The organism is Solwaraspora sp. WMMD406 (genome assembly GCF_029626025.1).
Classification (GTDB): Bacteria; Actinomycetota; Actinomycetes; order Mycobacteriales; family Micromonosporaceae; genus Micromonospora_E.
Window position 1 is genome coordinate 3482674 of sequence record NZ_JARUBF010000001.1, and the last position, 12833, is coordinate 3495506.

The 12833-nt window shown below is 68.2% G+C and carries 17 protein-coding genes; 10 read left to right on the top strand and 7 right to left on the bottom strand.

Annotated features, from left to right (window positions below; translation table 11 throughout):
* Positions 1-27: 27 nt before the first annotated feature.
* The 4 genes from tpiA to O7632_RS15625 all read left to right on the top strand — a co-directional run bounded on the left by tpiA (position 28) and on the right by O7632_RS15625 (position 2788).
* Complete coding sequence (gene tpiA / locus O7632_RS15610; RefSeq protein ID WP_278120073.1) at positions 28-792, top strand: triose-phosphate isomerase; 765 nt, start codon at positions 28-30, stop codon at positions 790-792.
* A gap of 133 nt (positions 793-925) precedes the next feature.
* Positions 926-1186, top strand: a complete 261-nt coding sequence (gene secG / locus O7632_RS15615) for a preprotein translocase subunit SecG (protein ID WP_278115112.1) — start codon at positions 926-928, stop codon at positions 1184-1186.
* Positions 1187-1346: 160 nt separating this feature from the next.
* Positions 1347-1691 (top strand): RNA polymerase-binding protein RbpA, encoded by a 345-nt coding sequence (locus O7632_RS15620; RefSeq protein ID WP_278115113.1) that lies wholly within the window; start codon positions 1347-1349, stop codon positions 1689-1691.
* A gap of 206 nt (positions 1692-1897) precedes the next feature.
* Positions 1898-2788 carry a sulfotransferase domain-containing protein gene (locus O7632_RS15625; RefSeq protein WP_278120074.1) on the top strand — a complete coding sequence of 297 codons (891 nt, stop codon included), beginning with the start codon at positions 1898-1900 and terminating at the stop codon, positions 2786-2788.
* A gap of 67 nt (positions 2789-2855) precedes the next feature.
* Here the strand turns inward: O7632_RS15625 and O7632_RS15630 are convergent, their stop codons facing one another.
* Positions 2856-3182 carry a hypothetical protein gene (locus tag O7632_RS15630; RefSeq protein ID WP_278115115.1) on the bottom strand — a complete coding sequence of 109 codons (327 nt, stop codon included), beginning with the start codon at positions 3180-3182 and terminating at the stop codon, positions 2856-2858.
* Positions 3183-3321: 139 nt separating this feature from the next.
* On the opposite strand from O7632_RS15630, the gene O7632_RS15635 reads away from it, so the two are divergent.
* Together O7632_RS15635 and O7632_RS15640 are read left to right on the top strand one after the other, a co-directional pair.
* Positions 3322-4218: a helix-turn-helix transcriptional regulator gene (locus O7632_RS15635; RefSeq protein ID WP_278115117.1), complete on the top strand. Its 897-nt coding sequence runs from the start codon at positions 3322-3324 to the stop codon at positions 4216-4218.
* Positions 4215-4415 (top strand): DUF397 domain-containing protein, encoded by a 201-nt coding sequence (locus tag O7632_RS15640; RefSeq protein ID WP_278115118.1) that lies wholly within the window; start codon positions 4215-4217, stop codon positions 4413-4415. Before O7632_RS15635 ends, O7632_RS15640 begins: the two co-directional genes overlap by 4 nt.
* Positions 4416-4424: 9 nt before the next feature.
* On the opposite strand, the gene O7632_RS15645 is transcribed toward O7632_RS15640, so the two are convergent.
* Genes O7632_RS15645 through O7632_RS15655 form a run of 3 tightly spaced genes read right to left on the bottom strand, consistent with a single transcriptional unit; the run spans position 4425 to position 7079 of the window.
* Positions 4425-5054 (bottom strand): hypothetical protein, encoded by a 630-nt coding sequence (locus tag O7632_RS15645; protein WP_278115120.1) that lies wholly within the window; start codon positions 5052-5054, stop codon positions 4425-4427.
* Positions 5055-5061: 7 nt separating this feature from the next.
* On the bottom strand, positions 5062-6336 hold the full coding sequence (locus O7632_RS15650) for a hypothetical protein (protein WP_278115122.1): 1275 nt from the start codon (positions 6334-6336) through the stop codon (positions 5062-5064).
* Entirely contained in the window at positions 6333-7079 is a 747-nt protein-coding gene (locus O7632_RS15655; protein ID WP_347403630.1) for an ATP-binding cassette domain-containing protein, read from the bottom strand. Before O7632_RS15655 ends, O7632_RS15650 begins: the two co-directional genes overlap by 4 nt.
* A gap of 158 nt (positions 7080-7237) precedes the next feature.
* Here O7632_RS15655 and O7632_RS15660 point away from each other — a divergent pair, with 158 nt between their 5' ends.
* Entirely contained in the window at positions 7238-8257 is a 1020-nt protein-coding gene (locus tag O7632_RS15660; RefSeq protein WP_278115124.1) for an aminoglycoside phosphotransferase family protein, read from the top strand.
* Between the two features lie 31 nt (positions 8258-8288).
* Here the strand turns inward: O7632_RS15660 and O7632_RS15665 are convergent, their stop codons facing one another.
* A complete protein-coding gene (locus tag O7632_RS15665; RefSeq protein ID WP_278115126.1) occupies positions 8289-9209 on the bottom strand; it encodes an aminoglycoside phosphotransferase family protein in 921 nt (306 codons plus the stop codon).
* Positions 9210-9293: 84 nt separating this feature from the next.
* On the opposite strand from O7632_RS15665, the gene O7632_RS15670 reads away from it, so the two are divergent.
* Both O7632_RS15670 and O7632_RS15675 read left to right on the top strand, forming a co-directional pair.
* Positions 9294-9506 carry a type II toxin-antitoxin system HicA family toxin gene (locus O7632_RS15670; RefSeq protein WP_278115127.1) on the top strand — a complete coding sequence of 71 codons (213 nt, stop codon included), beginning with the start codon at positions 9294-9296 and terminating at the stop codon, positions 9504-9506.
* The gene (locus tag O7632_RS15675) at positions 9497-9898 is read left to right on the top strand and encodes a type II toxin-antitoxin system HicB family antitoxin (protein WP_278115129.1); all 402 of its coding nucleotides are present in this window, start codon (positions 9497-9499) and stop codon (positions 9896-9898) included. The genes O7632_RS15670 and O7632_RS15675 overlap by 10 nt, the downstream gene beginning before the upstream one ends.
* Before the next feature lie 271 nt (positions 9899-10169).
* Here O7632_RS15675 and O7632_RS15680 read toward each other — a convergent pair whose 3' ends face one another.
* Complete coding sequence (locus tag O7632_RS15680) at positions 10170-10547, bottom strand: Mth938-like domain-containing protein (RefSeq protein ID WP_278115131.1); 378 nt, start codon at positions 10545-10547, stop codon at positions 10170-10172.
* Positions 10548-10687: 140 nt separating this feature from the next.
* A complete protein-coding gene (locus O7632_RS15685; protein ID WP_278115133.1) occupies positions 10688-11875 on the bottom strand; it encodes a beta-1,3-glucanase family protein in 1188 nt (395 codons plus the stop codon).
* A gap of 220 nt (positions 11876-12095) precedes the next feature.
* Here O7632_RS15685 and O7632_RS15690 point away from each other — a divergent pair, with 220 nt between their 5' ends.
* Positions 12096-12806, top strand: coding sequence for a TOPRIM nucleotidyl transferase/hydrolase domain-containing protein (locus tag O7632_RS15690; RefSeq protein WP_278115134.1), 711 nt, complete (start codon positions 12096-12098; stop codon positions 12804-12806).
* Positions 12807-12833 lie beyond the last annotated feature (27 nt).

Sequence of the window (12833 nt, forward strand, 5' to 3'; positions counted from 1 at the left end):
CCTGAGACCGTTGCCCGCCGGCCGCTGATGGCCGGCAACTGGAAGATGAACCTCAACCACCTGGAAGCCATCGCGCTGGTCCAGAAGTTGGCGTTCAGCCTCAACGAGCAGCAGCTGACCGACGTCGAGGTGGTGGTGCTGCCACCGTTCACCGCGCTGCGTAGTGTGCAGACGCTGATCGACGGCGACAAGCTGGCCATCGGCTACGGCGCGCAGGACCTGTCGCCGCACGCCGGCGGGGCCTACACCGGGGACATCTCCGGGGCGATGCTGGCCAAGCTGGGCTGCCAGTACGTCACCGTCGGCCACTCCGAGCGGCGGGCCTACCACAACGAGGACGACTCGGTGGTCAAGGCCAAGGTCGCGGCGGCGCTGGCCAACGGGATCACCCCGATCCTGTGTGTCGGCGAAGGACTGGACGTGCGGGAGGCCGGCGGCCACGTCGCGCACTGCAACGACCAGCTGGCCGCCGCGCTCGCCGGGTTGACCGCCGAGCAGGTGGTCAAGGTCGTCGTCGCGTACGAGCCGGTCTGGGCGATCGGCACCGGCAAGACCGCCACCCCGGCCGACGCACAGGAGGTCTGCGGCGCGGTCCGGTCCCGGCTGGCCGAGCTGTACGACGAGGCCACCGCCAACCAGACCCGGATCCTGTACGGCGGTTCGGTCAAGGCGGCGAACGTCGCGGCGATCATGGCCGAGGCCGACGTCGACGGTGCCCTGATCGGCGGTGCCAGCCTGGACGCCGAGGAGTTCGCCCAGATCGTCCGGTTCCCGGAGCACATCGCCCGCTAGCCAGACCGGGAGGCGGTCGGCACGCGCGTGTCCGGCCCGCTATCCTTGTCTGGCCCGCGTGCCGCCCCACCCGGGCCCGTCCGGTTCGTCCCCACGACGTCCGGCGACCGTGATGAGAGGACTGACCACTGCCATGCCGATCGAGTTCGCGTACGTGTTGATCGTGTTGCTGGTGATCACGAGCGTGATGCTCACCATGCTCATCCTGCTGCACAAAGGTAAGGGCGGCGGCATGTCCAGCATGTTCGGTGGCGGGGTGAGTAGCAGCCTCGCGGGTTCCTCGGTCGCCGAGAAGAACCTGGACCGCTACACCGTGCTCACCGGCATCGTGTGGTTCGCGTGCATCGTCGGCCTGGGCCTGTGGCTCAAGGTCGCGATGAACTCGGGTGTGTGATTCGTCGCTGTCCGTCGTAAGATTCGCGCGGCCCGTTTGTCGACGGGCCGCGCATTCTTTTCCGCTTGACCCCCACTCAACCCGCTTCACCCCGCTCAACCCCGTCGCGTCACCACGCCCCCGGTGATGACACCCCCCTTCGACGACAGGAGCGATCATCGTGGCAAGTAGCAGTGTGATCCGTGGCAGCCGGATCGGTGCCAGCCCGGCCCGACCGACCGAACGTGCGGAGCCGGCTCCCCGCCGCCAGACCACCTACTGGTGTGCCAACGCGCACGCGGTCGACGTAAGGCTCGCGGCTGACGCGGCGGCACCGGAGACGTGGGAGTGCCCGAGGTGCGGGCTGCCCGCCGGACAGGACCGGCACAACCCGCCGGCCCGGCCGCGTAGCGAGCCGTACAAGTCGCATCTGGCGTACGTGAAGGAGCGGCGGAGCGAGGCCGACGGCGAGGCGATCCTCGCCGAGGCGCTCGCCGCGCTGCGGGCCCGGCGCGGCGAGTCCTGACCCGGCGCTGTTCCTGGCTGCCGGCTGTTTCTGACCTGCGGCTGTTTGTCGACCCGCCGCCGTTTGTCGACCCGCCGCTGCGCGGCCGGCACGACGCGGGGTGGTATTTTCACGTCGAGTCACCAAGTTGACCGGCGCGGTCGGATGCATCATCCTCTCAGACTGAGGTGAGCTTTCCGCCTCGGGCACGGATAGGGGACACGACACTGATCAGTCAGACTTTGACGTTCGCCAAGCATCGCACGCCCAATTCCGTGCGGGTGGCCGCGCGCTGGGCGATGCTGGAGACGCGGAACGCGACGAGCCGACTCACGCTCCCTGTCGTCGAACGGTGCGACTACGACAACGTATACCACTGCACGGTGCGTAAGACGGGCAGCCAGTGGGTGAAATCCCTGCTCAGCGACCCGGTCGTGTATCGCCATTCCGGATTGCTGTTGTTCGACCAGCGCATCAACCGGAAGCGCTGGCCGCACGCCGTCCCCACCAGCCGGGTCGTCTCGTCGCTGTTCATCTCCCGGGACGGCTTCAACGCCATCCCCAAGCCGGACAAATACCGGGCGTTCTTCGTCATGCGCGATCCGCGTGACATCATCGTCTCTGGTTACTTCTCGTGGCGGAACTCGCACACCCCGATGGGTGACGTGCTGCGGCACCGGAAGGTCCTCCAGGAAACGCCCAAGAAGGAAGGTCTGCTCTACGTCGTCAATCACATGGCGAAGAGCAAACTGTTCGCCTCGATCAAATCGTGGGCGGTCGCGCCCAGCGTGGAGACCGTCCGCCTGTTCCGCTACGAGGACCTCGTCGGCGCGCGGCAGACCGACGAGGTGGATCAGCTGCTGCGGCACTGCGGGATCGTCCTTCCGCCAGCGCAGTTGACGGCACTGCTCGACCGCCACGACTTCTCCCGGATGCGCAAGAAGCGGCGCGAGGCCGGCCCGACCGCCCACTACCGCAAGGGCAAGGCCGGCGACTGGCTCAACCATTTCGACGACGACATCTACGAAGCCTTCGCCAAGGCCACCGGTAACCTCGTCGAGCTCTGCGGCTACCCCAGCCGGGAGGAAGCGCTCCGTACGCGCGACGCGGCCGAATAGTCGTTGCCGCTGACCGTCGCCGGGGCGGCGCGCCGTCGCCGATTCGGCGGCGGTCAGTCGGCGGCGGTCAGTCGGCGGCCGGCACCAGCACGGTGGTGCCGGACCAGCTGATGGGCGCGTTGCTGATGTGGTGCCACGGTTCGCCGTTCTCGTCGAGGCCGGTCAGCTCGGCCAGGTAGTGGCCGAAGCCGTACCCGCCGGTCCGCAGGGTGGCGACCGCCCACGGGTGGAGCTGGTCGGCGACGCGGTCGGGGTGGCGCTGGTCGAACGGGACCTCGATGACGCCGAGCAGGTCGTAGCGTTCGTCGGCGGTGCCGGGGTCGACCACCCGGCACAGCGAGAATCCGTACCGCTCGGGCTGCTCACCGTCCACCCAGCTGAGTTGTCCGGCCACAGTGTGTCCTCCTTGATCAACTGCCTAGGGTTCGTGGCGCAAGCATCGCGCTGAAACTCGCTTATATCAACCCCTTGTGTTGTTCATGATCACCTGGTGTGATGTCGTGGTCACCATCCAAACGCGAGGGAGACCACCGATGGCACGTGCACCGAGGACCCGCAAGGCACCCGCCAACCCTGCCATGTCGCCGACCGTGCAGGCCATGGAGCTCGGCATCCGGCTGCGCGAGCGCCGCGAGGAGCTCGGCATGACCGCCGTCGGCGTCGGCCGCAGCAGCGGCATCACCCAGGCGTACGTCTCCGGAGTGGAGATCGGCAAGGTCAAACTCCCCGCCGACCGCCTCGCCCAGCTCGTCAAGATCTACGAGATCGACGACCAGGAGGCCGCCGAGCTGGAAGCGCTGCGAGTCGGCGCGATGGCCCGCGCCTGGTGGCACACGTACAAGCAGCTCTTCCCGGCCGAGTTCCTGCGCTTCCTCGGCTACGAGGCCGGTGCCGACCACGTCCGCACCTACCAGAGCGAGCTGATCGACGGCCTGCTGCAGACCGAGGCGTACGCCCGCGCGATCCTGCGCGGCGGCAACACCTACGTCCGGCTCACCGAGACCGAGCAACGCATCGAGGTACGGATGGCCCGGCAACGCCGGCTCACCGAGGACCCGCCGCTGCGGATCACCGCGATCTTCGGTGAGGGCGCGATCCGCCAGCAGGTGGGCGGCCCGGCGGTGATGCGTGCCCAGCTCGACCACCTGGCCGATCTGATGACCCGGCACCCGGAGCAGATCCAGATTCGAATCATGCCGTTCTCGGCCGGTGCGTACCCGGCGCTCGGTGCGCCGTTCGTGATCCTGTCGTTCCCGTCGGCCCGGGTGCCGGACCTGGTCTGGCAGGAGGTGCTGACCTCCAGCGACATCATCGACCAGTCCACCCGGGTCGCCGACTACACGATCACTTTCGGGGAGACGCTGGAGCGGGCGTTAAGCTTCGAGGAGTCCCTCGCCCTGATCCGCCAGGTCGCCCAGGAGATGAGATGACCGAGCACACCCCCACCCGTGGCTGGTTCACGTCCTCCCGTAGCGCCAGCAACGCCGCCTGTGTCGAGGTCCGCCTCACCGCCGACACCATCGGCGTACGCGACTCCAAGGACCGCGGCGGCCCGGCGCTCGCCTTCGACCCGGCCGCCTGGACCGGTTTCCTCACCACCCTCAAGGCCGCCGCGCCGGGCTCGTAACCTTCGCGGCTATCGCCAGAACATCAACCGCCGACGACGCCACGGAGTCACGGCGTAGGCGGCCAGTCCGACAGCCAGCAGCGTGGCGCTGAGCACGAGGCTGGGCACATCGTCGTACGGCCGTGCGCTGAATTCCAACCACCGGTACTGATCGTTGCCGCCGAACCCCCAGTACCACAGGACGACGGCGATGACCGAGGGCAGCGTCCAGGCCAGCCGCCAGCCAAGGACCGCTCCGGCGACCAGTGCCAGGCCGAACCACGCGATCCACCCCCGCGCCATGATCGCAACGACGGCCGGCTGCATGGCGAGTGCGGAGATGCCCAGGAAGATCACTGCGGAGCCGACACCCGACCCGGCGAGGTAGAACCGTTGCATGGACCGTAGCCGTCGGGTGGCTGCCAGCTCCAGGCCCGCGAGGGGACTGGCCAGCCCGATGACCGGCAGGACAGCGGCACCCATGACGAGCAACCGCCACAACGGAATGATCGCGCTGTCCTGCCCGGCTGCCTGTGGCAGCGGTGTCTTGACCGTGCCGAACCAGGCGGCCAGTGCGCCGAGGAGCACTACAACGCCGAGAATGGAAGCCGCTGGCCGGGCCGAGAGGAACAGTTTGACCGGGACAGTGCCAGCGGGCACCTCAACGTCATGGCTGGCAGTAGCGTCCATGAAGGTCGTTCACCTCTTCGTCCGCCCATCGGAACTGATCGGAAAGGGAGCCGCCGTCGGCGATCTCGCGTCCGTTTGCCCAGGCCTCTTGTAGCTCCGCAGGTGCGTTGGTCTGGTAATCCGGGCTGCTCTGCCCGACCAGGTACGCCTCCAGCCAGGCGCTGACTGCCTCGAACCGCCCTCGGTCGGACGGGATTAGATTTTCCCAGTCGCAGGACTCATATTTGAATGTCGAGGACACGATCGCCGTACCGATGCCGCCCGCGAAGGACCATGTGCTTCCCTCGAAAATGTAGAAGATCGGCGGCGCCCCATCGTAGCCGAGGCGCCACTGCCCGTCGGGCCAGAGAATCCAGACCTTCTGTAGACCGGCCTGATTGATGCGTGGCGGGCGGACGAAGCTTTCTGGCAGCTGATCGATCCGCGCGTTGACCTCCCGCAGTTGGGGCAGGTACTTCTCGTGCTCCGGCCAGATACACAAGGTAGTTGTGCCCTCGACGCACAGAACGTCATCTCCTGGTTGCTTCCGGTCCGTTACCGCGTTCGTGGCGACCACGATCACGAGGAGCGGCAACACCGCAGGGACCAGCAGCAGCGTCCTCGACCGTCGCGGTGCGCGGGAGTTCGGCAGGCAGAGCATCGTCAGCAGTAGGACTGTGACTGATGCCAGCCGTAGGGCGAGCAGTCCGGGGTCAACTGTCATCTCCGGCCGGCCGGAAATCACGACGAATCCAAATCGGTCGAGAAATGCGGTCAAAAACAGGAATCCCATTGCCGCCGTCAGTGCTGCGAACACCGAACCGAGCAACTTCCCGCATACCCAGCCAAGGGCGGTCGAGGTCAAAATAACGAAGACTCCGAGTAGCGCGTAGCCCAGCCAGAGATGCACGCCGGGTGGAAACGTCCGGGCCGTGACCGCGAAGGCGACCGCCTGACCGATCAGGTACGGGACCAACAGGACAACGACGGTAGCGCCCAGCCGGTTCGCTTCCAGCCGGGCCGGGTGGACGTGCGAGGCCGTCAGCTGTTCCTCAATCCTGTGTCGCTTCGGCGCGCTCGCCGCCCAAGCTGCGGCACCGGCACCGACCACACCGAGCAGGTACGCGGGTGCCAGCGCTGCGGCACCGGTCTCCGGCCAGACACCGACCCAGTGGCGGTTGCGCAGGAACAGTGCCGTCAGGTCGATGGCGACGAACACTGGCAGCGCCCACCGGAGCGGAGAGTTCCGGACGTGCAACCACAGCCCGCTCACAGGCTTCGCTCTCCTTCGGGCAGTAGATGCATGTACGCCCGCTCCAGCGGGGAGTGCCCGGGGAGCCCGTCGTGGCCCAGCGTCGACAACTCGGCCACCGATCCGTCGAACCTGGCCACCCCGCCGTGCATCACTATCACCCGGTCACATACCGCCGCGACGTCGTCGATGAGGTGGGTGCTGAGCACCACCACCGTCTCGCCCAGCCCTGCGACGATCTTGCGAAACTGAAGCCGTTGACGCGGGTCCAAGCCGACGGTGGGCTCGTCGAGCAGCACCACCCGGGGACGTCCGACGATTGCCCAAGCGATGCCGGCGCGCTGGCGCATACCGCCGGAGAGACTACGCATCCTCGACCGCCGTCGATCAGTCAGGTCGACCATCTCCAGCGTCTCGCCGACCGCCTCCCGCCACCGGTTCGACGGAATCCCGCGCATCCAGGCCGCATAGGTCACAAAGTCGACGACCTTCATCTGCGGGTCGAATCCGAAGTCCTGCGGCAGATAGCCGATGTGGTCTCTGATCCTGCGGGCTGACCGCTCGCCGTCGATCTCGACGTCGTCGATGAGTATCCGGCCGTTCCGGGGTGGCATGATCGTCGCCAGGGTTCGTAACAAGGTTGTCTTACCCGCTCCGTTGGGGCCCAGTAGCGCGGTGATTCCAGGTCTCAGCGTGACACTGAGGTTTTCGATGATGGTTGAGGTCCCGTAGCCCTGGGCTAGCCCATCGAGCACGATCGTCACTTGGGACTCGCAATCACAGATCCGAGGATTGGCGCAGCAACTATTGCCTTCTTGGACTTGCGCCAGACCAGTCCGGGTTGTCGGAGCCGGCCACAGTAGGCACATCGGCCCTGGCAGAATAGACCCGTTGGGAGGCGATCGTCTCGCCAGGAGGCGACATGGCTGAACGCGGCTTCGTGTCACCCCGGTACGTGTCATCGGGCAGCGCGGACCATGCCGGCGGAGCGGGCCTAAAGGTCCCGGCAGGGCTTGCGGCGTCCCACGCCAGGTACTTCGGCGACGCCGGGCGGGCCTGGATCGCGGCGCTGCCACAGCTGACCACGGCCATCATGGACGGTTGGGGACTGCGTCATGACGGGCCGCCGAGCTGCGGCGCGATCGCCCTGGTGCTGCCCGTCACGCAGGCCGACGGCTCACCCGCGATGCTGAAGCTGCAGCCGATCGACGAGGAGACCGTCGGCGAGCCGGTGGCGCTGCGGACCTGGGCCGGCGACGGCGCGGTACAGCTCCTGCGGCACGACGCACACTCCGGCACGATGCTGCTGGAACGGCTCGACGCCGACCGTACCCTGGCGGTCGTCCCCGACGACCTGGCCGCGTTACGGATCCTCAGCCAGCTGCTCGCCCGGTTGACCTCGGTGGCCGCCCCGCCCGACGTACGCCGCCTCGCCGACGTCGCAGCCGGCATGCTCGACCGGGTGCCGCAGGCGCTGGTACGGCTACCCGCCGCCGCCCATCCGCTGGTCCGGCGGTGCGCGGCGGCCGTCCAGGAGCTGCTGCCGGAGGCCGGGGACCGGCTGCTGCACTGGGATCTGCACTACGACAACGTCCTCGCGTCCCGGACCGACCCGGCCGGGTTCGACTCGGCCGGGTCCGGCGGTCGGGAGCCGTGGCTGGCGATCGACCCGAAACCACTCGCCGGAGACCCCTGCTTCGAGCTGCTTCCCGCCCTGCACAACCGCTGGGACGATGTGGTCGCCACCGGCGACGTGCCGCGTGCGGTCCGCAGACGCTTCGACCTGCTGACCGAGATACTCGGCGTCGACCGGCAACGGGCGATCGGTTGGACGCTGGGTCGCGTACTGCAGAACCTGCTCTGGGAATCGGGAGCCGGCGGCCCGGCATGGCACAGCGCGCCGGATCGCGCCATCGCCCACGCCCTGCTGCGCGCGGGCTGACCGGAGTGTTTCGCCGGCGGCGACCCGCCGATCAGTCGATCGTGGCGATGAGACGTCGCAGCGCGGCGCGGGCAGGCGGACCCCAGGTCGGCTTGCCACCGGGGCGGCTATGGTCCCCGGCGTCGCCGATCAGGATGCCGCTGAGCGCGCGGGCGATCGCCCAGCCACGGGCCCGGCGCATAGTGGAGGTGTCCAGGCTCGGCTGGTACGCTGCGTAGAAGTGGTCGATCGTGTCGTCGGGGAGCAGGATCCACCCGGCGGCGAGGTCGTACGCCGGGTCGCCCGCACAGAGGTCACCGAAGTCGATGACACCGCAGATGGTGCCGTCGGCCGTGAGGACGTTCGCCGGGTGCAGGTCGGTGTGCAGCCACAGCTCCGGGCCTGACCATCCGGGTGCGGTGACCGCGTCCTGCCAGACAGCGTGGACGGTGTCCGGGTCGTCGATCAGCCCGTGCTCGGTGACTTCGGCGAGCCCACTGGCGAACCGGTCGGTGTGGTTGGTCAACGGCCCGCCCCGGCCGCTACCGCTGAGGGTGGGTAGGCCGTCAGGAGCGGGTTGGTGCAGTGAGGTCAGAAAGGTGGCCAGGGACTGTGCCGCGTCGCGGGCACGGGTGACCGGGGCAAGGTCGGCGGGTGTTCCCGGGACCCAGGTGGTGACGAGCCAGGGCCGAGGGAAACGCTCAGATGGCTCGCCGAGCCGCTGCGGTACGGGAACCGGCAGCGGCAGGTGCGGCGCCAGCGTGGGCAGCCAGGCGTACTCCTTGTAAAGCAACATGTCGGCGGTGACGGTCGCCCAGGGCAGCCGGACGGCGAGGTCGTCACCGAGGCGCCACATCTGGTTGTCCCAGCCGCGCGCGACCAGCCGAACCGGCCGGTCGGCGAGATCGGGGCACTGATCGCGGAGCAGACCCCGGACCAGCTCGGCGGTGATCTCGACCTCGACGTGGTCCACGGGAGTAACAGTAGTCGCACCGGCGGTCCGATTTGATGTCTAGCGCAATTTACTTGATCTGTCTATCTGGTTAGGCTAGGCTGCGTGAAGCGGGCTGACCTGATTAAGAAGATCGGCACGGCGGCGGCTGAGGCCGGCAAGGAGTTCGAGCTGCTTCGTGAAGGCGGGAGTCACTCCATCTTTCGCTGTGGCGGTCAGAAGGTTGTGATACCCCGACACCGAGAGATCAACGAATACACGGCACGGGGCATCATGAGCGATCTCGACGATCAACTCGGGGAGGACTGGTGGAAGTGACGACCTACTCCGTGGTCTGCCGGCGGGTCGGCAACTGGTGGGCCATCACCGTGCCTGAACTCAAGGGTGTGCACACCCAGGCCCGGCGACTCGACCAGGTCGCTGCGATGGCTCGAGAAGCGATCGCGTTGCTGTTGGACATCGACCCAGTCATGGTGGAAGTCGATGTGCGTCCCGAGCTTCCCGGTACGGTATCGGTGGCTCTGGACGCCAGGCGGGCAGCCCGGGAGGCGGACGAGAAGGCCGAACGGGCGACCGCCACAGCGGTACTGGCGCTGCTGCGTGACGGCTATACCGTCCGGGATGCAGGCGCGCTTCTCGGACTGTCACCCCAACGTATTTCGCAGATCGCCGCACGGAACACTACAACTCCCACATCATCGGCGGCATAAAGCTGGCCGCTCGGCTTGACGCTGGACCCGTTGGGCGGGCTCGGTACACGTGGTCCATCGTGGGTCGTGCCGCTGGAATTCCAAGAGCCGTGCACCGCTGCTGGTGGTCCGGATGACGTACCCGGCGACGCGGATCCTCACGGTAGGCCCATCTGGAATACCCAGGCGGGTCGTGCGTGCCTGTGGCTGATCGGATGCGCGTGGTCTGACATGGCGTCGGCGTGTCGAGTCGATGGCGGGTAGTGGATCACGCCGGGCGCGGTGCGCCCGGTCAGCAGGTCGAGTGGAACAGGCCGCCCACCGGCTGCGTCGCGGCCAGCTCGTTGTAGTGCTGCACCGCTTGCGTCGTCTCGGCGACGTACGGCGTGATGCCGTGGAGGTCGAGAAGCTCAAGGGTGCGCGGGTCGACCCGAAGCTGGAGCTGCATGCCACGGGACAGGACGATCGCGGTCGCGCCGTTGCGCAGCAGTTCCTCGACGTCGTCGGGTTGAATCCCGGGACTGTGCCGGGTCCCGGTCTCGGACCAGTCCCAGGCCCGGCCGCCGCCGGGGTAGAGCATGAAGTCCTTGCCGGTTCCGAGGCCTTCGACGTCCATCTGTCCCCACGAGATCGCCAACACCCTGGGGGAGCGCTTCGTGGCATCGGTCAACGCAGTCTCCGCTTCATCCGCTGTGGCCACCATCGTGCTGCTGGGCCCTACCGTAACCGTCGCCCCGCCGTCGGCACCGGACCGAACGGGTGCGCCGGTGGCGTGCCGGCGCACCCGGACCGAGGCGGGGGAGGGCTCGGTCAGAACGGGCTGAGCACGACTCCGGCGGAGCGGGGGTCGCCGTCGTGGACGAGCGATTCGAACGCGCCGACGTCGTCGAAGGCAAACGCGTACGCCTTTCCGTCGCGCATGTTGGCGTGGATGATCCGGGCGTACTGGTTGGTCGGGGTGTTGCGGTAGAACTCGGTGGCGTTGGTGCTGGGCTGGGTGTGGATGGTGCCGAGGGTGCCCCGGTTGAGTGCGGCGCACAGCGTACGGGAGATCGGCCCGACCACCTGGTCGTTGGGGGCGGGCAGGTCACCGTCGCAGCCCCACACGCTGGCAGACGAGGGCCGGTTGAACGAGGCGACGACCTGTCCGGCGCTGTTGGTGAAGGTCATCACCCGGCCCGAGGTCCGGCCGTAGTAGCGGATGTCGGGGCGGTCGCCGAACGGTACGACGGTCAGTGTCCGACTGGTGTACGTGTTCCACGCCGAGGCGATGTACGAGTCCAGGTAGGTGGGGCTGAACAGGCCGGCGCCGGTCGCCTTGCCGGGTGCGAGCACCCGCAGCACGGTGCCGTCGCCCCGGGTCTGCACGGTGTTGGCCCAGCCGGACTGGGCGCGGACCCCGTTGATGATCGCGTTGCGGCCGCCCGCGACCACGTCGCCGGTGCGCTTGGTGGCACCGCTCGCGCCGGTCACGGTGACCGCGTGCGGCACCGCGAACATGTCCACTTGGGAGCTGTTGAGCCACAGGCCGGCGTCGTTGTAGGTGAACTCGCTCCAGTCGAACAGGATGTCGCGGTTGGGGTCGCCGCCGGCCCAGGGGGCGGGCTGCACCAGGCCGGTCGGGGTGAGGAAGAACTTCAGCTTCGCGCCGAAGGAGAAGTAGACCCGGCCGGAGAAGCCGCGCGGGAAGCGGATCGTCGTGCTGCCCCCGTTGGTCGGTCCGCCGATCGAGGCGTCGGGGGCGGGTGACGGCGGGATCTGCCCGCCGGTCCAGGGGATGAACGTGCCGGCCTGGTTGACGTAGCCGAGGCGGCCGGAGGAGAGCTGGACACCGATGACGTACAGGTGGACGGAGCCGGCCCGGCCGGTGTTGTTGGTGACGGTGACCGGCAGCAGCGCCGGGCCGATTGCCTGGGCGGGGGTAGCGGCGACGAGGCCGGTCGGAACGGCGGTGATCAGGGCCGCTGCGACGGCCAGCAGTCTTCTTCGGACAACCACGAGGGACTCCTCCGGTCGGATCGGACGGTGATCGGACGGTGATCGGACGGTGATCGGACGGTGATCGGACGGTGATCGGACGGGGTGAGAGAGCGCTCTCCGAGAAGAGTCTTACTGTTAACACTGTTTGTCAATAGATGTACGGCGATGTGGTGACCTGGGTCGTCGACATCGGTTACCCGGTTGCCGGACGAGTCAGTGGTCACCGACGATGACCGTCATGGCGACAGACGAACGGCCGATGGACGCCGTTCGGCGGCGTGAGCTCGCCCGGCGGGTGCTCGACGGCTACCCGAGCGGCCCCGACGCTCCGATCCAGGCGACCGCCCACGCCCTGACGAAGATCGACCGTGCCGTCGCCTTGGTCCTCGTCGAAGGCGTCAGCGACCAGATCGCGGTCGAGACGGCAGCGGTCGGCCGTGGCCGGGACCTCGACGCCGAACGGGTGGTGGTCGTGCCGATCGGCGGCGCACACGCCATCGGCCGGTTCCTGACCAGCGTCGGCCCACAGCTCACGCGGGTACGGCTCGGCGGGCTGTGTGACCTGGCCGAGGTCAACATCGTCCGGCGGGGACTGGCCGCCGCCGGGATCGGTGCGCCCCGAACCCACGGCGACCTCGCCGAACTCGGGTTCTTCGTCTGCGTCGACGACCTGGAGGACGAACTGATCCGGGCGCTCGGAGTCGATGGGGTCGAGCCGATCCTGGCGGCGCAGGGCGACCTCGGGTCGTTTCGCACCATGCAGGGCCAGCCCGTCTGGCGTGACCGGCGACCCGAGGCGCAGCTGCGCCGATTCATGGGCAGCGGCTCGCGTCGCAAGTCACGGTACGCCCGGCTGCTCGTCGAGGCGGCGATCGCCCGAGACGTGCTGCCGCAGCCCCTCGACCGGCTACTCGCCTCGGTCGGCCCGCACTGGAGAGCGCACCAATAAGACGGTGGCCGCCGGACGGGAACGTCC